Origin of the sequence: Micromonospora sp. WMMD734, assembly GCF_049178975.1 — a bacterium.
GTDB lineage: Bacteria > Actinomycetota > Actinomycetes > Mycobacteriales > Micromonosporaceae > Micromonospora > Micromonospora wenchangensis.
This window is the reverse complement of record NZ_JBMHMK010000001.1, coordinates 5,705,856-5,724,521: the sequence shown is the minus strand read 5'-3', so window position 1 is coordinate 5,724,521 and position 18,666 is coordinate 5,705,856. Positions and strand designations below refer to the sequence as shown.

General features: G+C 70.8%; 16 protein-coding genes. 9 read left to right on the top strand and 7 right to left on the bottom strand.

Features of this window, described 5'->3' with window-relative positions:
- Window positions 1-67: 67 nt before the first annotated feature.
- The 5 genes from ACN267_RS24820 to rpmH form a co-directional block, all read right to left on the bottom strand.
- Window positions 68-646: a protein jag gene (locus tag ACN267_RS24820; protein ID WP_145922477.1), complete on the bottom strand. Its 579-nt coding sequence runs from the start codon at window positions 644-646 to the stop codon at window positions 68-70.
- Between the two features lie 212 nt (window positions 647-858).
- Window positions 859-1,854 (bottom strand): membrane protein insertase YidC, encoded by a 996-nt coding sequence (gene yidC, locus ACN267_RS24815; RefSeq protein ID WP_204958371.1) that lies wholly within the window; start codon window positions 1,852-1,854, stop codon window positions 859-861.
- Between the two features lie 3 nt (window positions 1,855-1,857).
- The gene (yidD, locus tag ACN267_RS24810; protein ID WP_204925644.1) at window positions 1,858-2,097 is read right to left on the bottom strand and encodes a membrane protein insertion efficiency factor YidD; all 240 of its coding nucleotides are present in this window, start codon (window positions 2,095-2,097) and stop codon (window positions 1,858-1,860) included.
- Between the two features lie 44 nt (window positions 2,098-2,141).
- On the bottom strand, window positions 2,142-2,573 hold the full coding sequence (gene rnpA / locus ACN267_RS24805) for a ribonuclease P protein component (RefSeq protein ID WP_421489758.1): 432 nt from the start codon (window positions 2,571-2,573) through the stop codon (window positions 2,142-2,144).
- 29 nt (window positions 2,574-2,602) lie between these two features.
- Window positions 2,603-2,740, bottom strand: coding sequence for a 50S ribosomal protein L34 (rpmH, locus tag ACN267_RS24800; RefSeq protein ID WP_007073824.1), 138 nt, complete (start codon window positions 2,738-2,740; stop codon window positions 2,603-2,605).
- Between the two features lie 636 nt (window positions 2,741-3,376).
- On the opposite strand from rpmH, the gene dnaA reads away from it, so the two are divergent.
- From dnaA to ACN267_RS24775, 5 genes are all read left to right on the top strand, one after another.
- A complete protein-coding gene (dnaA, locus tag ACN267_RS24795) occupies window positions 3,377-5,185 on the top strand; it encodes a chromosomal replication initiator protein DnaA (protein WP_204958373.1) in 1,809 nt (602 codons plus the stop codon).
- Between the two features lie 784 nt (window positions 5,186-5,969).
- Window positions 5,970-7,103, top strand: a complete 1,134-nt coding sequence (gene dnaN / locus ACN267_RS24790) for a DNA polymerase III subunit beta (RefSeq protein ID WP_088643664.1) — start codon at window positions 5,970-5,972, stop codon at window positions 7,101-7,103.
- Between the two features lie 40 nt (window positions 7,104-7,143).
- Window positions 7,144-8,016 carry a phosphogluconate dehydrogenase (NAD(+)-dependent, decarboxylating) gene (gene gnd, locus ACN267_RS24785; protein ID WP_204958374.1) on the top strand — a complete coding sequence of 291 codons (873 nt, stop codon included), beginning with the start codon at window positions 7,144-7,146 and terminating at the stop codon, window positions 8,014-8,016.
- A gap of 16 nt (window positions 8,017-8,032) precedes the next feature.
- Entirely contained in the window at window positions 8,033-9,166 is a 1,134-nt protein-coding gene (recF, locus tag ACN267_RS24780) for a DNA replication/repair protein RecF (RefSeq protein WP_281901619.1), read from the top strand.
- Window positions 9,156-9,908, top strand: a complete 753-nt coding sequence (locus tag ACN267_RS24775; protein ID WP_307821167.1) for a DUF721 domain-containing protein — start codon at window positions 9,156-9,158, stop codon at window positions 9,906-9,908. The genes recF and ACN267_RS24775 overlap by 11 nt, the downstream gene beginning before the upstream one ends.
- A gap of 3 nt (window positions 9,909-9,911) precedes the next feature.
- Here the strand turns inward: ACN267_RS24775 and ACN267_RS24770 are convergent, their stop codons facing one another.
- Entirely contained in the window at window positions 9,912-10,139 is a 228-nt protein-coding gene (locus tag ACN267_RS24770) for a hypothetical protein (protein WP_145917177.1), read from the bottom strand.
- 89 nt (window positions 10,140-10,228) lie between these two features.
- On the opposite strand from ACN267_RS24770, the gene ACN267_RS24765 reads away from it, so the two are divergent.
- On the top strand, window positions 10,229-10,705 hold the full coding sequence (locus ACN267_RS24765; protein ID WP_281901615.1) for a MarR family winged helix-turn-helix transcriptional regulator: 477 nt from the start codon (window positions 10,229-10,231) through the stop codon (window positions 10,703-10,705).
- Window positions 10,706-10,723: 18 nt separating this feature from the next.
- Here the strand turns inward: ACN267_RS24765 and ACN267_RS24760 are convergent, their stop codons facing one another.
- Entirely contained in the window at window positions 10,724-11,308 is a 585-nt protein-coding gene (locus ACN267_RS24760) for a hypothetical protein (RefSeq protein WP_421489757.1), read from the bottom strand.
- A gap of 526 nt (window positions 11,309-11,834) precedes the next feature.
- On the opposite strand from ACN267_RS24760, the gene gyrB reads away from it, so the two are divergent.
- The 3 genes from gyrB (at window position 11,835) to ACN267_RS24745 (ending at window position 18,565) form a co-directional block, all read left to right on the top strand.
- Window positions 11,835-13,781 carry a DNA topoisomerase (ATP-hydrolyzing) subunit B gene (gene gyrB / locus ACN267_RS24755; protein WP_204958378.1) on the top strand — a complete coding sequence of 649 codons (1,947 nt, stop codon included), beginning with the start codon at window positions 11,835-11,837 and terminating at the stop codon, window positions 13,779-13,781.
- 121 nt (window positions 13,782-13,902) lie between these two features.
- On the top strand, window positions 13,903-17,685 hold the full coding sequence (gene gyrA, locus ACN267_RS24750; RefSeq protein WP_421489756.1) for an intein-containing DNA gyrase subunit A: 3,783 nt from the start codon (window positions 13,903-13,905) through the stop codon (window positions 17,683-17,685).
- Window positions 17,686-17,689: 4 nt separating this feature from the next.
- Window positions 17,690-18,565, top strand: a complete 876-nt coding sequence (locus ACN267_RS24745; protein WP_421489755.1) for a DUF3566 domain-containing protein — start codon at window positions 17,690-17,692, stop codon at window positions 18,563-18,565.
- Window positions 18,566-18,666 lie beyond the last annotated feature (101 nt).

Sequence of the window (18,666 nt, the reverse complement as noted above, 5' to 3'; positions counted from 1 at the left end):
CGGCCCGGGTGGCGGTCCACCCGGGCCGGCAGCGGTATCGGTCGTGGCGTCGTCGGTGGACACCAGTTCAGTCCGCCGGCCGGACGACGATGCGTCGGGTCGGCTCGACACCCTCGGACTCGCTCTCCACGCCGCTCATCGCGTTGACCACGTCGTGCACGCACTTGCGCTCGAAGGCCGACATCGGCTCCAGCCGGACCGGCTCACCGTGCTCCTTGACCTTCTCCACCGCGTTCTTGGCGACCGCGGCGAGTTCCTTGCGCCGGGTGGCGCGGTAGCCACCCACGTCGAGCAGGAGCCGGCTCGGCGAACCGGTCTGCCGGAACACCGCCAGCCGGGCCAACTCCTGGAGCGCCTCCAGGGTGGCACCCCGCTGGCCGACCAGGTTCTGCAACCGGCCGCCGACCACCTCGACGACCGGACGACCACCGGATACCAGCTCGTCGATGTCGCCGTCGTAGTCGAGGATGTCGAGCAGGCCCTCGATGTAGTCGGCGGCGATCTCGCTCTGGGCGAACAACTCGCCTTCGCCTGCGGACTTCTTCTCCCTGCCGCCGTCGGCGGGCTCACCCTCACCGGTCGCGGCGGTCGGAACGGTCTCCTCGTCGAGCGAGGCGTCCGCGCTGGGGATGCTGGTGTCGGTCACGGTGTCATCTCCGTACTAGCTCGGCCGGACCGTCGGGTCCGTTGGTCTCCCGGGACGGCCGGCGGAAGGGGGCCGGTCGACACGGGCACGTCTGGTAGGGGCAGTCCCGGCTGCCGCGTCGGGCGCGGCGCATCCGGCCCGGCGCCGGCCGTCACGGCGGCTGCGCGGTACCGGAGGCTGCCGCCGGTCGTGCCGGCGGCAGCCCGGCTGGCTCAACCCTGGCGCTTGGCCGGGCCCTTCTTCGGGTTGGCCGGCTTGGCACCGGGCTTCGGCCCGGCGACCTTCGGCGCGGCGGGCTTGGCCGGCACCTGCGCGGCGGGCTTGTTCCGGTTGAGGAAACCACCGGACTTGGCCGGCTGCACCGGGTTCCGACCACCCGGGGTCGTCGCCTTGGTGCCGGTGACCCCCTTGTTGGTCACCAGCGGCGGGAACTTGCGGAGCACCCACTGCTGCTGGCCGAGGGTGAACAGGTTGTTGGTGACCCAGTAGATGATCACACCGATCGGGAAGATCGAACCGGAGACCAGCAGGGAGAGCGGGATGCCGTAGAGCATCAGCCGCTGGATCATCCGCTGCTGCGGGTCCTCGGCCCAGCCGGTCTTGAGGATCATCTGGCGGCTGGTCAGGTAGGTGGTGCCCATCATGACCAGGACCAGGATGCCGGCGATCACCTTCACGGTGGTGCCGTTCGCACCGAGGCGGGCCAACTCGTCGGCGGTGGAGCCGAACTTGCCGGCGATCGGGGCGGTGAAGATCTTGGCACTGGAGGCGCTGTCGAACTGCTCGGCCGTCCAGCCGTAGAGGCTCTTGGCCTCCTTGGCCGGGTCGAGCCGGCGCAGCACGTGGAACAGGCCCAGGAAGACGGGGATCTGGAGGAACATCGGAAGGCAGCCCATCAGCGGGTTGGCCTTTTCCTTCCGGTAGAGCTCCATCATCTCCTTCTGGAGCGTCTCCCGGTCACCCTTGTGCTTCTCCTGGAGCTCCTTGACCTTGGGCTGGAGCGCCTGCATCGCCCGCTGGGACTTGATCTGCTTGACGAAGACCGGGAAGAGGATCACCCGGACGGTGACCACCAGGAAGACGATGGCGAGAATCCACGACCAGTTGGTGCCGAGGACCGCGTCGACAGGCACCCCGATGGCGTCCCACGCCGAGTGCCAGGTCAGCAGGATCCACGAGATCGCGTAGTAGATCCAGTCGAGACTCAATTCTCAGACTCCAGTCACGTCGGCGCGTCGGCGGCGGCCCGGCTCCGGCACCGGGTCGTGTCCACCAGGGTGGAAAGGGTGGCAGCGCGACAGCCGCCGGACCGTCAGGCCGGCTCCCCGCAGTGCACCGTGACGGGTCACCGCCTCCAGGGCGTAGGCACTGCACGACGGGTAGAACCGGCAGCGGGCCGGCAACGCCGGACTTATCCAACGACGGTACGCGATGATAGGGCCACTGAGCATCCGGGCACCCATGCTCCGGCGCGGCGGCGCGATCGGGCTGTTGCTCACCGCGGCCTCCGCGGCTTGGGCTGCCGGGCGACGGCGATGGCCGCGTCCAGATCGCCCGCCAGCCGGAGGTACGGCGTCCCGGCCGCGGTGGGCAGGGCGCGTACCACCAGGGTGCTGCCGGCGGGCAGGGTGGCCAGCCGCTCGCGGACCAGGTGCCGCAGCCGGCGGCGGACCTTGTTGCGGACCACGGCGGGGCCGACGGCCTTGGACACGACGAAGCCGGCGCGGCTCGACTCGGAGATCAACTCCGGGTCGGTGGTCCGCGCCGGCTCCGGCGAGGTTGTCCCGATGGGTGTGGCCGCGGTGGATGTGGAGGCCGCCGGCAGCGTCAGGTGCACGACGACCGCGCCGCGACCGACGCGTCGACCGCCCCGAACCGCTGCGGCGAAGTCGGTGCTACGCCGCAGTCGTTGTGCGGCCGTCAGCACGACTGTCCACGTCGCCGGACCGGTCGGCCTCAGGCCGACAGGCGGGCGCGACCCTTGGCGCGGCGGGTCGACAGGATGGCGCGGCCGGCCCGGGTGCGCATGCGCAGCCGGAAGCCGTGGGTCTTCGCGCGCCGGCGGTTGTTCGGCTGGTAGGTGCGCTTGCTCACGTCAGGCTCTCCGTTTTCGTACGTCCCCGGTGCGGGTTCGCCCGGGGTCGTTTGATGGACCAGACCACCTCGCCGGTGGCCTCCGATCGGTGCTGCCCGGCGGCACGGAACCTCGGCGGGCGAGGCGGCGACCACGGACAGCGAGCACCCATCACCCTAGCAGAGGGCGACAGAGCAGCCCCTCCAGCCTACGCAGGGGGGCAATGCCCGTCAAACCGCCCTGGGCTGCGGCTCCGCAGGTCGGTACCGCCGCCGATCCGGCCCCGCGTCCCGGTTCCGACGGGGCGTCGGGGCGGTGTCGGTTGATGGCGGCCCGCCGTCGCTGTTACCGTGCGCGTTTGCGGTCAGCTTCAGGTCCGGGTTGTCGTTCGGAGTGCAAGACCGGACCCGGCAGTGAATCGTTCGGCACGGTGAACCCGCTTCAACGCCCTCGCGACAAGGGGGGCAGGTCCGACCCGCGTCCGGCGGGCGGCCACAATCGGTCGGTACACACAGGCTGTGGATAACTTGTGGATGCCGGCCGGTCAGCCGTCCGGTGGGTGAGAGGTACCACCCGCTCGAACGCGGTGGCGGGCCCGGCACGATCCGCTGGACCACAGCGGCGGCCGGGAGCAGAGGCGAGGGGGTGGCACGACGGTGGCCGGAACGATCGACCTTGCCGCGGTGTGGACCGCGGCGACGGACGAACTCGCCGACGAGATCATCTCCGCCCAGCAGCGCGCCTACCTCCGGCTGACCCGGCTGCGGGCGATCGTCGAGGACACCGCCCTGCTGTCGGTGCCGGACGCCTTCACCCGGGACGTCATCGAGTCCCGGTTACGGCCGGCCATCACCGAGGCGCTCACCCGTCGGCTGGGCCGCCCGATCCAGGTCGCGGTCACCGTCCGGATCGCCGAGGACGCTTCCGGGCGACCGGCCGGCACCGTCTACCGCAGCGGGCCCGAGGCCGCCCCGGTGGTCACCGGACCGTCCGTCGACGATCATCCCGGCTTCCGGTCGCCGGCCTACGACGACCCCGCGCCGCCGTACCAGCGGGAGGCCCGGCCGTCGGAGCAGGCCGGGGAGGAGCCGCCACCGGCCGGGCCGCCGGAGCGCGACGGGCACCGCCCGCCCCAGGTACCGGTGAGCCGCGACGGCGGCCAGGACACCCTCTTCGGCGTCGCCTTCGCCGAGCCCCCGCCGCACCACCCCGCCCCTGAGCGGCACGGGGTCGAGGAACGCCACCGCCCCCCCGGGCCGGACGCCGACCCGCGCGGCTACGAGCCCGCGTACCGGGACCAGGGGCGCGCGCCGCGTGACCCGCAGGGTCCGCGCGGCCTGGCCCGCGACGGCACCACCGACAGCGGGCCCGGTCGGGCCGGCGTCGACCACCGCCCCGGTGCCGGTGACCGACGCCCCGGCGGTACGGAGTCCAGCGGCAACCGGCTCAACCCCAAGTACATGTTCGAGACGTTCGTCATCGGCTCGTCCAACCGGTTCGCCCACGCGGCGAGCGTCGCGGTGGCCGAGTCACCGGCCAAGGCGTACAACCCGCTGTTCATCTACGGCAGCTCGGGGCTGGGCAAGACCCACCTGCTGCACGCGATCGGGCACTACGCCCAGACGCTCGGCAACGCCCGCTCGGTCCGGTACGTCTCGACCGAGGAGTTCACCAACGACTTCATCAACTCGCTGCGGGACGACAAGACCAGCGCGTTCCAGCGCCGCTACCGCGACGTCGACATCCTGCTGATCGACGACATCCAGTTCCTGGAGAACCGCGAGCGGACCCAGGAGGAGTTCTTCCACACCTTCAACACGCTGCACAACGCGAACAAGCAGATCGTGATCACGTCCGACCGCTCGCCGAAACAGCTGGCGACGTTGGAGGACCGGCTGCGGACCCGGTTCGAGTGGGGGCTGCTGGCCGACATCCAGCCGCCCGACCTGGAGACCCGGATCGCGATCCTGCAGAAGAAGGCGGCCCAGGAGCGGCTGTACGCCCCACCGGACGTGCTGGAGTTCATCGCCTCCCGGGTGTCGAACTCGATCCGGGAACTGGAGGGGGCGCTGATCCGGGTCACCGCGTTCGCCAGCCTGACCCGCTCCAACGTCGAGCTGTCGCTGGCCGAGGAGGTGCTGCGGGACTTCATCCCCGACGGCACCGGGCCCGAGATCACCGCCGACCAGATCATGGTCTCCACCTCGGAGTACTTCGGGGTGAGCCTGGAGGACCTGCGGGGGCACTCGCGCTCCCGGGTGCTGGTGAACGCCCGCCAGGTGGCCATGTACCTCTGTCGGGAGCTGACCGACCTGTCGCTGCCCCGGATCGGGCAGGCGTTCGGCGGTCGGGACCACACCACGGTGATGCACGCCGACCGGAAGATCCGTCAGCAGATGGCGGAGCGGCGCTCGCTCTACAACCAGATCGCCGAGCTGACCAACCGGATCAAGCAGAACACCTGAGACGTACGCCACTCCCGCTGCACCACCGACGCCCGGCCGAGCCCTTCGGCCGGGCGTTTGCGTGGCGGTACGCCCCGGCGAGGTTGACCCTCGACCGGGTCGAGGGGCCACGATCGGGGTATGACGGCGTCGTCGTTGTCCACAGGACCACCCGGTTGTCCACACCCCCTGTTCCACAACCGGTGGATAACCACGCTCCGTCCGGAGCCGGTTACCCACAGACTGTGGACAAACCCTGGGGACAGTGCTGTGGACGGCTGGGGACAACCTCGGCGTTGTCCACCGACGACGGTGGGCCTGTGGGCAACCTGTTGAAGGTTCTGGGGACGACGGCGGTCCGGGCCCGACCGGTTGTCCACAGCGCTGGGGGTAAACCCGGTGGATTACCGGTGGACAACCGGTGGACAACGGTGGACAACTCTGGGGACACCGGGTGCCTGTGGAGGGCGCAGGGGGTTTACCCCCCGGTTCTCCACAGCGAACCCACCGGTGGATAACGTGTCTGAGCTGCGACGACGCGAGTTACCCACAGTTTGCACAGGTGCGATGAAGACGATGAGTTATCTCTTCTGAAGAATCAAAAACCAATCATCACCGTTGGACTTCCTGTGGATCGGGCCGCAGCGCTGCCGTCGGCAGTCGCCCCGGCACCGGAAGCACGGGGTCGGGCGCACAGCCGATGCCCACGCGCCCTAAGGTGCGATGGGTACCCGCACGGTCGGGCGGGACGGTGGGCAGCGGTCGGCATGAGAGAGTTGTCGCTGACGTCGACGCGGAGGCATTGATGAAGTTCCGAGTGGAGCGCGACGCGCTCGCCGAAGCGGTGGCGTGGACCGCGAAGAGCCTGCCCAGCCGGCCGTCCGTACCGGTGCTCGCCGGGGTGATGCTGCGGGTCACCGACGGCAACCTCCAGGTTTCCGGCTTCGACTACGAGGTCTCCAGCCAGGTGACCGTCGAGGTGCAGGGCGACGCCGACGGGGCCGCCCTGGTCTCCGGCCGGCTGCTCGCCGAGATCACCAAGGCGCTGCCGGCCAAGCCGGTCGACATCGCCGCGGTCGGCGCCCACCTGGAACTGGTCTGCGGCAGCGCCCGGTTCACCCTGCCCACCATGCCGGTGGAGGACTACCCGGCCCTGCCGGAGATGCCGGAGAGCGCCGGCACCGTGGAGGCCGCCGCGTTCGCCGCCGCCGTCGGCCAGGTGGCCATCGCCGCCGGCCGGGACGAGACGCTGCCGATGATGACCGGCGTCCGGCTGGAACTCTCCGGCGGCACCCTGGCGATGCTCGCCACCGACCGCTACCGGCTCGCCCTGCGCGAGATGGAGTGGAACCCGGACGACCCCGAGATCAGCATCAACGCGCTCGTTCCCGCCCGCACCCTGAACGACACCGCCAAGGCGCTCGGCCCGCTCGGCGGCCAGGTGACCATGGCGCTGTCCCAGGGCGGCGCCGGCGAAGGCATGATCGGTTTCTCCGGCGGCACCCGCCGCACCACCAGCCGGCTGCTCGACGGGGCCAACTACCCGCCGGTCCGCTCGCTCTTCCCGGCCACCAGCAACGCCGAGGCCCGGGTGCCGGTGAGCACCCTGATCGAGGTGGTCAAGCGGGTCGCCCTAGTCGCCGAGCGGACGACCCCGGTGCTGCTCAGCTTCAGCTCCGACGGGCTGGTCGTCGAGGCCGGCGGCACCGAGGAGGCCCGCGCCAGCGAGGCCATGGAGGCCACCTTCACCGGCGAGCCGCTGACCATCGGGTTCAACCCGCAGTACCTGATCGACGGCCTGGCCAACCTGGGGGCCCAGTACGCCCTGCTGCGCTTCGTGGACGCCTTCAAGCCGGCGGTGATTTCCCCCGCAGGTGAGGATGGCGAGGTCATCCCTGGGTACCGGTACCTCATCATGCCGATCCGCGTGTCCCGCTGATCGGCACCGGCAGCACCCGGACGCACGGAGGTAGGAGCAGATGCAGCTCGGCCTGGTAGGACTCGGCCGGATGGGCGGCAACATGCGCGAGCGGTTGCGCGCCGCCGGCCAGGAGGTCGTCGGCTACGACCGCAACGCCGACCGCAGCGACGTCACGAGCCTCGCCGAACTGGCCGACAAGCTGCAGTCACCCCGGGCGGTCTGGGTGATGGTCCCCGCCGCCGTCACCGACGCGACGATCGACGCGCTCGCCGAGGTGCTGGGCGAGGGCGACATCATCATCGACGGCGGCAACTCGCGGTTCAGCGACGACGCCCCCCGGGCCGAACGGCTGGCCGCCCGGGGCATCGGCTACGTCGATGTCGGCGTCTCCGGCGGGGTCTGGGGCAACGTGAACGGCTACGCCCTGATGGTCGGTGGCGCGCAGGAGCACGTCGACCACCTGATGCCGATCTTCGAGGCGTTGAAGCCGGCAGGTGACCACGGCTTCGTGCACGCCGGCCCGGTCGGTGCCGGCCACTACGCCAAGATGGTGCACAACGGCATCGAGTACGGCCTGATGCACGCCTACGCCGAGGGTTTCGAGCTGCTCTCCGCCGCCGAGATGGTGACGAACGTGCCGGGGATCATCAAGTCCTGGCGGGAGGGCACCGTCGTCCAGTCCTGGCTGCTCGACCTGCTCGACCGCGCGTTGGACGAGGACCCGGACCTGGCCACGTTGACCGGGTACACCGACGACACCGGTGAGGGGCGCTGGACGGTCGACGAGGCGATCCGGCTGGCCGTCCCGCTCAACGTCATCACCGCCGCCCTGTTCGCCAGGTTCTCCTCCCGGCAGGACGACTCGCCCGCGATGAAGGCGGTCGCCGCGCTGCGCCAGCAGTTCGGCGGGCACGCCGTGCACAAGCGCTGAGCGGCATCCACAGGCTGTGTACGTCCGCCGGCTCGAACTGGTCGACTTCCGCTCGTACGAGCGGGTCGGCGTCGATCTGGAGCCGGGGCCGAACGTCCTGACCGGCGCGAACGGCGTCGGCAAGACCAACCTGGTCGAGGCGTTGGGCTACGTGGCGACCCTGGACTCGCACCGGGTCGCCACCGACGCCCCCCTGGTCCGGCTGGGGGCGAGCGCCGCCGTGATCCGCTGCGCGGTGGTGCACGACGGCCGGGAACTGCTGATCGAGCTGGAGATCGTTCCCGGAAAGGCCAACCGGGCCCGGCTCGGACGCTCTCCGGCCCGGCGGGCCCGGGACGTGATCGGCGCGCTGCGACTGGTGCTGTTCGCCCCGGAGGACCTGGAACTCGTCCGGGGCGACCCGGCGGAACGCCGCCGCTACCTCGACGACCTGTTGGTGCTCCGGCAGCCCCGGTACGCCGGGGTACGCGCCGACTACGACCGGGTGGTCAAGCAGCGCAACGCCCTGCTGCGTACGGCGTACCTGGCCCGCAAGACGGGCGGGTCGCGCGGCGGTGACCTGTCGACCCTGGCGGTCTGGGACGCCCACCTGGCGCGGCACGGGGCCGAGCTGCTCGCCGGCCGGCTGGAACTGGTCGCCGCGCTCACCCCGCACGTGGCCAAGGCGTACGACGCGGTGGCGGCGGGCACCGGGGCGGCGGGGATCGCGTACCGGCCGTCGGTGGAGCTGACCGGGGTGGGCACCGACCGGGAGGTGCTGGCCGAGGCGCTGACGACCGCGCTGGCCGAGTCCCGGTCGGCCGAGATCGAGCGGGGAACCACGCTGGTCGGGCCACACCGCGACGACCTCGTGCTCACTCTCGGCCCGCTGCCCGCCAAGGGGTACGCCAGCCACGGCGAGTCCTGGTCGTACGCGCTGGCGCTGCGGCTGGCCGGGTACGACCTGCTGCGCGCCGACGGGATCGAACCGGTGCTGGTGCTCGACGACGTCTTCGCCGAGCTGGACACGGGCCGCCGGGAACGGCTGGCCGAACTGGTCGGCGGGGCCGGTCAGCTCCTGGTGACCTGTGCGGTGGACGACGACGTCCCGGTGGCCCTGCGCGGCACCCGGTACGCCGTCGGGGAGGGGACGGTGCGTCGTGTCGACTGAACCGGAGCAGCCCGCCGGGTCGACGGGCCGCCCGGGGCGCACCGCCCCGGGCGGGGCACGCGGTGCGCGTACCCCCGGGGGAGCCGGTGGGGGTGCGGACGGCGCGCGGGGCCGACCGGCCGGGACCGGCGCGGACGCCGGGGCCGGTGGTTCGGAGGCCACCTCGCGGGGCCGCGACGGGGCCGGTGGTGGTGCGGGTTCCGGCGGAGCGTCGGGTGCCGACGCCGGGGCGGCGCAGGCGAGCGGGCCGGAACTGGCACGGGCGGTGCTGGACGCGGCGCGGGCCCGGCGGGAGTCGGCGGCCCGTAACCGGCGGCCGGGGGTGACCGGCGCGGCCGACGGCGGTGGGCGACGGCTGCGCGGCTATTCGGGGCCGGGACCGGACCCGCGTGACCCGCAGCCGTTGGGCGCGGTGCTGGAACGGCTGATGAAGGCCCGGGGCTGGCAGCAACCGGCGGCCGAGGCGACCGTCTTCGGCGCCTGGGAAAAGGTCGTCGGGCCGGAGATCGCCCAGCACAGCCGCCCGGTCAAGCTGGAGGACGGCGAGCTGACCGTGGAGGCCCGCTCGACCGCGTGGGCCACCCAGTTGCGGCTGCTCGCCGGATCGCTGTTGAAGCGGATCGCCGGGGAGGTCGGCCACAACGTGGTCCGCAAGCTGCACATCCACGGGCCGGCGGCACCGTCCTGGTCGCGCGGTCCGCGCCGGGTGCGCGGTCGGGGGCCGCGCGACACCTACGGCTGAGATTCACCGTTCGGCGCGGCGGGCCTCCCGCTCGGCGCGTTTGCGTTCGCGCTGCTCGCGGCTCCACTGCTTGCGTCGTTCCAGGTCCTCTTTCCAGGCGTCGCGGGCCTGCCGGGAGCCGCCCTGCACCGCGCCGGCCACCTCCGGCGGGCCGGCCAGGTTCTTGAACGCCCAGGCCAGCAGCCGGCCACCCTCGCCAGGTGCCTTCGCCGCCGGTTTGTCCTCGCTCATCGGCACCGACCCCTCCTCGACGATTGGTGTACAAACCATTGGTACACCAATCATTGGTAGCATCGCAACGGCGACGAGGAGGTGCACACGTGGACGGACAGCCCGACGGGGACCCGCTGGCCCTGGAGGAGCAGGTCTGCTTCGCGCTCTCCGTCGCCGCCCGGGGCGTCGTCGCGGTCTACCGGCCACTGCTGGAGCCGATGGGGCTCACCCACCCGCAGTACCTGGTCATGCTGGCGCTCTGGCAGTACGCGCCGCTGTCGGTCCGGGAGCTGAGCCGGCTGCTGCAACTCGACCCGGGCACGCTGTCGCCCCTGCTCAAGCGGCTGGAGGTGGCCGGCTACCTGCGCCGCGAGCGGGACCCGGCCGACGAACGCAGCCTGGCCGTGTCGCTCACCGGGAGCGGTCGGGCGCTGCGCGCACGCGCCGAGCAGATCCCGCCGGCGGTCGTCGCCCGGCTCGGGCTGCCGCTGGCCGAGCTACGCGACCTGCACGCGGCGCTGACCCGGGTGATCGGCGCCGCGAACGGCGCGGTCACCGCCGCACCCACGCCGCCGGACAGCTGACCCCGCTGCCGGGTCGGCTCAGGGCTGCGGACCGGGACGACGGCCGGGCTCGGCGTCGGCGTAGATCGCGAACCCCCGGTCGGCGCAGCGCCGGTAGAAGGCGGCCAGCACGCCCAGCTCGGCGCAGGTGAAGTCCCACTGCGGCGGGTCGCCGTTCTCGTCGCGCAGCCGGTCGAGCCGGCTGCCCAGCCAGCGCAACTGCTGTTCGGCAAGGCGGCCGTCGCCGAGCAGGGCGCGGAGCACGTCGCTGACCGACTCGAAGGTCACCGTCTCGCCGTGCGGCCGGTGCTGGGCGACGAACTTCTCCACCCCGCCGGCGATCCAGGCGCAGCCGTCCGGGTCGATCACCGGATCCTCGTCCTCGGCGGCGGCGTCGGTGGCGTAGAGCACATTTTCCAGCCCGAGGATCAGGTCGACCAGCTCGGTGTAGGCGGTCGCCCGGACCGTGCCGGTCTTGGCGATGTGCTCGGCGAGCGCGGCGGTCGGCGCGGAGATGCCGGGAACATCGACGATCTCGCCGAAGTCGACGAACTCGGCCGGCGCGACCGGATCGTAGAAGCGGCCGGTCCGCGGCCAGTGCACCGCGACATTGTCCAGCCCCATCTGGTGTCACCTTTCGAGAGCACGTGTCGGATCGATCGGGTCCATCGTCCGGTTACGGGCGGAAAAGATCAAGACGAGCGACTTCGTCGCGCGCCGCAAAGCTACGGTACGACCACCGCCCGACGCGACCCCGTGCCACCCGGCGAGCCGGACGATCCGGTGGCGGCGGGCACGGAAACCGGACCGGGGCGTGTAGGGGGAGTCGCGGACAGCGAGATTCGGCCGGCTACGAGGGTCTGAGCCGCCTTCAAGGGGTGCCGAGTGGCGGTTCTGTCGTGTGCGCACAGTAAGATTGACGCTGAGACGACGACCTGACGCGGTGCGACGGACAGGGGCCCTCACCGGCTCCTGATCAACGTCCCGCGTCGGGTCTGGCCGATCGCGATCCGCGGGCAACCGCGGCGACCGGCGCGCACGATCCGCGACCGCCCTGCGGGGCTCTCGCTGTGCACGCCGACGTCGCGTCCTGTCCGCCGAACCCGCGCCCCCGCGCCCCGGCGCGGATGGTGCGAGAAAGTGGCCGAGGGTGGCAGCGCAGGACAAGCAGGATTACGGCGCAGAGTCGATCACCGTCCTCGAAGGGCTGGAGGCGGTCCGCAAGCGGCCCGGCATGTACATCGGGTCGACCGGCGAGCGTGGCCTGCACCACCTGGTGTGGGAGGTCGTGGACAACGCGGTCGACGAGGCGCTCGCCGGCTACTGCGACACCATCGACGTGGTGCTGCTCGCCGACGGCGGGGTCCGGGTCACCGACAACGGCCGTGGCTTCCCGGTCGATCTGCACCCGAAGCTCAAGAAGCCGGGCGTCGAGGTCGCGCTGACCGTGCTGCACGCGGGTGGCAAGTTCGACGGCAAGGCGTACGCGGTCTCCGGTGGTCTGCACGGCGTCGGCGTCTCCGTGGTGAACGCCCTCTCCACCCGGATGGCCGTCGAGATCCACAAGTCCGGCCACGTGTGGCGGCAGAAGTACCACAACTCCAAGCCGGAGCCGCTCGACAAGGGCGAGACCACCGACCGCACCGGCTCGGCGGTTTCCTTCTGGCCGGACCCGGACGTCTTCGAGACGGTCGACTTCGACTTCCAGACCATCTACCGCCGCCTCCAGGAGATGGCCTTCCTCAACCGGGCCCTGTCCATCCACCTGCTCGACGAGCGGGTCGCCGAGGGCGAGGAGGGCAAGCCCCGCGAGGTCACCTTCTTCTACGAGGGCGGCATCGCCGACTTCGTCCGGCACCTCAACGCCTCGAAGAACCCGATGCACAAGACGGTCGTCGAGTTCGCCGCCGAGGAAGAGGGCATGTCGGTCGAGATCGCCATGCAGTGGAACGAGTCGTACGGCGAGTCGGTCTACACCTTCGCCAACACGATCAACACGCACGAGGGCGGCACCCACGAGGAGGGTTTCCGGGCCGCGCTGACCAGCGTGGTCAACCGCTACGGCACCGACCGCAAGCTGCTCAAGGGCGACGAGAAGCTCTCCGGCGAGGACATCCGCGAGGGCCTGGCCGCGATCATCTCGGTCAAGCTGGCCAACCCGCAGTTCGAGGGCCAGACCAAGACCAAGCTGGGCAACACCCCGGTCAAGAGCTTCGTGCAGCGGGTCTGCAACGACCGGCTGGTCGACTGGTTCGACCGCAACCCGGCCGAGGCCAAGACCATCATCCAGAAGGCGTCCCAGGCGGCCCGGGCCCGGATCGCCGCCCAACAGGCGCGCAAGCTGGCCCGCCGCAAGTCGCTGCTGGAGTCCGGCTCGATGCCCGGCAAGCTGGCCGACTGCCAGTCCACCGACCCGCGCGAGTCCGAGGTCTTCATCGTCGAGGGCGACTCGGCCGGCGGCTCGGCCAAGCAGGGTCGCGACCCGCGTACCCAGGCGATCCTGCCCATCCGCGGCAAGATCCTCAACGTGGAGAAGGCCCGGATCGACCGGGTGCTCAAGAACAACGAGGTCCAGGCGCTGATCACCGCGCTGGGCACCGGCATCCACGACGACTTCGACATGGAGAAGCTGCGGTACCACAAGGTGGTGCTGATGGCCGACGCCGACGTCGACGGCCAGCACATCCAGACGCTCCTGCTCACCCTGCTGTTCCGCTTCATGCGTCCGCTGGTCGAGCTGGGCCACGTCTACCTGGCCGCCCCGCCGCTCTACAAGATCAAGTGGAACAAGAAGGGCGACGACGCCCAGTACGCGTACTCCGACCGGGAACGCGACGGGCTGATCGCGCTGCGCCAGCAGAAGAAGCCCAACGCCAAGCCGGACGACATCCAGCGGTTCAAGGGTCTCGGCGAGATGAACTACCCCGAGCTGTGGGAGACCACGATGAACCCGGCCACCCGGACCCTGCGTCAGGTCACCCTCGACGACGCCGCCACCGCCGACGAGCTGTTCAGCGTGCTGATGGGTGAGGACGTCGAGGCCCGCCGCTCGTTCATCCAGCGCAACGCGAAGGACGTGCGGTTCCTCGACATCTGACGGCCCGGTCGGCCGGTGCCGCACCGGCCGGCCGTCGTCCACCGGGTTATCCACAGCCTGGCCGGTTTCCACAGCGTTATCCACAGCACGAACACGACTCTGAGTCTGATAAGGGTTAACAGTGACCGATACTCCCGAGTCCACCCCGAACGAGCCGGAAACCGCCGAGACACCACTCGCGGCGGTCGTCCAGCACGACCGGATCGAGCCGGTCGGGCTTGAGGTCGAGATGCAGCGCTCGTACCTCGACTACGCGATGAGCGTGATCGTCGGGCGGGCCCTGCCGGACGTCCGGGACGGGCTCAAGCCGGTCCACCGCAAGATCCTCTACGCCATGTACGACTCGGGTTACCGGCCGGACCGGGGCTACGTGAAGTGCTCCCGGGTCGTCGGGGACGTGATGGGGCAGTTCCACCCGCACGGCGACTCGGCCATCTACGACGCGCTGGTCCGGATGGCCCAGCCCTGGGCGCTGCGCTACCCGCTGGTAGACGGCAACGGCAACTTCGGCTCGCCCGGTAACGATCCGGCTGCCGCGATGCGCTACTGCCTGACCGCAGACGTCCGCATTCGTACCGCCGACGGCAGCGTGCGGCTCGGCGACATCGTGCCGGGCGTCGCGCCGAGCAGCGAGACCGACGTCGACCTCAAGGTCCGCGACCGCAACGGCGACCTGGTCCGCGCGTCGAAGTTCTTCCACTCCGGCGAGCACCCGACGCTGCGGCTGCGCACCCGCGAGGGGTACGAGCTGACCGGCACCCACAACCACCCGGTGCTCTGCCTGGTGGACGTGGCCGGGGTGCCGACCCTGCTGTGGAAGCTGCTCGCCGAGATCTCCCCGGGCGACCGGGTGGTGCTCCAGCGGACGGTGCCGGACGAGATCGGCTACCCGACGCTGGAACACGTCGAGGCGGCCGTGCTCGCCGGCGCGTTCGTGTCGGAGGGCTGGGTGTCGGCGGCCCGCGCGGGCTTCAACAACGTGGACCGGGACTACTTCCTGCGCGTCGTCGCCGCCTACGACCTGGCCGTCGGCGGCCCCCGGTACGTCAGCGAGCGGGTGATCGCCTCCGGCAGCACCCTGCACGAGCTGGACGTACAGGACCTGTCGGCGCTGCGCGCCAGCATCCTCGGCGAGTTGGCCGGAGCGCGCAGCGCCGCGAAGTTCGTGCCCGAGTTCGTGTGGCAGGGGCCGGCCGCGATCAAGCGGGCGTTCCTCCAGGCGCTCTTCGAGGGTGACGGCTCCTCGTCGCTGCTGCCGCGCAACACCATCCAGGTCTCGTACTCGACCCGCAGCGAGCGGTTGGCCCGCGAGGTCCAGCAGTTGCTGCTGGAGTTCGGCGTGATCAGCCGACAGACCCGGTACGACGACGGCGAGATCAAGGTCGTGGTGACCAACCGCCGGGACGCCCGGATCTTCGCCGCCCACGTCGGCTTCCTCGGCCGTAAGCAGGCCAAGCTGGAGTCCGAGCTGGCTCAGGCGCCGGCGAGCAGCACGGCGCTGTCCAGCGACCATGTGCCGCTGGTGGGCGACTTCATCCGGGAGCACGGCGCGACCCGTTGGACCGAGCGCGACTGGCTGCGCCGGCACAACGTCGACCGCATCGAGCGTTGGGAGCGGGACCGCGACGAGATCGCCGCCCGGATCACCGAGGCCGGGGTGCTCGACGTGGTCGAGCCGCTGGTCGACGGCCGGTTCTACTACGCCGAGGTGACCGAGATCACCGACGCGGGGGTGCAGCCGGTCTACAGCGTCCGGGTGGACACCGAGGACCACTCCTTCGTCTCCGACGGCTTCGTCAGCCACAACACCGAATGCAAGCTCGACCCGCTGGCGATGGAGATGCTGCGGGACATCGACGAGGACACCGTCGATCTCCAGGACAACTACGACGGCCGGGCCAAGGAGCCCACCATCCTGCCGTCGCGCATCCCCAACCTGCTGGTCAACGGCTCCGAGGGCATCGCGGTCGGGATGGCCACCAAGATCCCGCCGCACAACCTGCGCGAGATCGGCGCGGCGGTGCAGTGGTGCCTGGAGAACCCGGAGGCCGACGAGGCGACCACCCTCGAAGCGCTGCTGGAGATCGTCAAGGGTCCGGACTTCCCGACCCACGGGCTGATCGTCGGTCAGTCGGCCATCCAGGACGCGTACCGGACCGGTCGCGGGTCGATCCGGATGCGCGCCGTGGTAGAGGTCGAGGAGGACAAGCGGGGCCGGCCGGCGCTGGTGGTCAGCGAGCTGCCCTACCAGGTCAACCCGGACAACCTGGCCGAGCGGATCGCCGAGCTGATCAAGGAGGGCAAGCTCGGCGGCATCGCCGACATCCGGGACGAGTCGTCCGGGCGTACCGGCATGCGGATCGTGCTGGTGCTCAAGCGCGACGCGGTCGCCAAGGTGGTGCTGAACAACCTCTACAAGCACACCCAGCTCCAGGAGACCTTCGGCGCCAACATGCTGGCCCTGGTCGACGGGGTGCCGCGCACGCTCAACCTGGCCCAGTTCATCAGGTACTACGTCGAGCACCAGATCGAGGTGATCCGGCGGCGGACCGCGTTCCGGCTGCGCAAGGCCGAGGAGCGGGCGCACATCCTGCGCGGTCTGTCCAAGGCGCTGGACGCGCTGGACGAGGTGATCGCCCTGATCCGGCGGTCGCCCACGGTCGACGACGCCCGGCAGGGCCTGATCCGGCTGCTGGAGATCGACGAGATCCAGGCGACCGCGATCCTGGACATGCAGCTGCGCCGGCTGGCCGCCCTGGAGCGGCAGCGGATCCTGGACGACCTGGCCAAGCTCGAACTGGAGATCGCCGACCTCAAGGACATCCTCGCCAAGCCGGAGCGGCAGCGGAAGATCGTCTCCGAGGAGCTGAGCGAGATCGTCGCGAAGTGGGGCGACGAGCGGCGCACCAAGATCGTCCCGTTCGACGGTGAGGTCTCGATGGAGGACCTCATCGCCCGCGAGGACGTGGTGGTCACCATCACCCGCACCGGGTACGCCAAGCGCACCAAGGTCGACCTCTACCGCTCACAGCGGCGCGGCGGCAAGGGAGTGAGCGGCGCGACGCTGCGGCAGGACGACATTGTCAGCCACTTCTTCGTATGCTCCACCCACGACTGGATTTTGTTCTTCACCAACAAGGGCCGCGTGTACCGGGCCAAGGCGTACGAGTTGCCCGAGGCCAGTAGGGTGGCCAAGGGCCAGCACGTGGCCAACCTGCTCGCCTTCCAGCCGGACGAGCAGATTGCGCAGATCATCGAAATCCCGAACTACCAGGTGGCTCCCTACCTGGTACTGGCCACGAGAAACGGCCTGGTGAAGAAGACCCGACTTGAGGAGTTCGACTCCAACCGGTCCGGCGGCGTCATCGCGATCAACCTGCGCGATGAGGACGAGCTGGTCGGTGCCGTGCTCGCGGCGCCGGAGGAGGACCTGCTGCTCGTCTCCAAGAAGGCCCAGGCGATCCGGTTCAACGCCTCCGACGAGGCGCTGCGCCCGATGGGCCGGGCCACCTCGGGTGTGATCGGCATGCGCTTCACCGACGACGACGTCCTGCTGGCCATGGAGGTCGTCCGGGAGGGCCTGGACGTCCTGGTGGCCACGAACGGGGGATACGCGAAACGTACCCCCATCGAGGAATACCCGGTCCAGGGCCGGGGAGGTAAGGGCGTGTTGACTGCGAAGATCACCGAGCGCCGCGGTGGTCTGGTCGGCGCGGTCGTGATCGACCCGGACGACGAGCTGTTCGCGATCACCAGCAACGGCGGCGTCATCCGGACTCCGGTGAAGCCTGTACGCCGTACCCGTGACCGGAACACAATGGGGGTCAAGCTGATGGACCTCCCGGACGGCGTGACTATCGTGGCGATTGCTCGCAATGCCGACGAGCCTGACGAACAGGACTAGTTGAATGACGGAGACACAGGCGAAGTCGGGGAACAAGGGGACCTCGGCCACCCCGGTCGACGAGGAGGCCGCCAAGAGCGGTACAACCCCCGCCGGCCGCGCCGCCGTGGGTCGGGCCACCGTCCCCGCCGACGCGCCTGCCCCGAAGTTCACCCGGGCACCCGGCATGGCACCGCCGCCGGACAAGCCCGGTGAGGGTTCGGGGACGACCGACAAGCCCCAGCCGACGGGCGGCACCGATGCGCCCTCGTCCGCCACCCAGCCGGTGGCTGCGGCGGGCCGGTCGAGCAACACGACACAGCCGATCACGGTCGGGGCCGCGACCTCCCCGTCCACGACCGGCACCCAGCCGAAGATCGGCGGTTTCCGGCCGAGCCCGGACACCACCCGTCCCGCCAACGGTGGCGGCCTGCCCCCGGGCATCGGTGGTGCGGCCGCCGTCGGTGCGGCGCGGGTGGGTGACGCGGTACGCGCCGCGCGTACCTCGGTCAGCTCGGCCGCCTCCCGGGGGCCGCGCCGGGCCCGGTTGAACCTCAAGCGGATCGACCCGTGGTCCGTGATGAAGTTCGCGTTCGCCGTCTCCGTGGTGCTCTTCATCGTGGTGGTCGTGGCGACCTCGGTGCTCTACCTCGCGTTGGACGCGATGGGCGTGTTCCAGAGCGTCAACGACAGCCTGACCGACCTGGTCAGCGCCAGTGGCGGGCAGGGCACCGACAGCGGCTTCCAGATCACCGCGAAGGGCGTCATCCTGACGTCCGCCCTCGTCGGGCTGGTCAACGTGGTGCTGTTCACCGCGCTCGCCACCCTGGGGGCGTTCGTCTACAACGTCTGCGCCGACCTGGTCGGCGGGATCGAGTTGACGCTCGCCGAGCGCGACTGATCCGACCCGACGCCGGGGCGCCGCGAACAGCGGCCGCCCCGGCGTCGTGCTTTCCGCCTGGCTCGGGGCGCTCGCTCGTGGGTCGATCCAGCCGTGGTCCA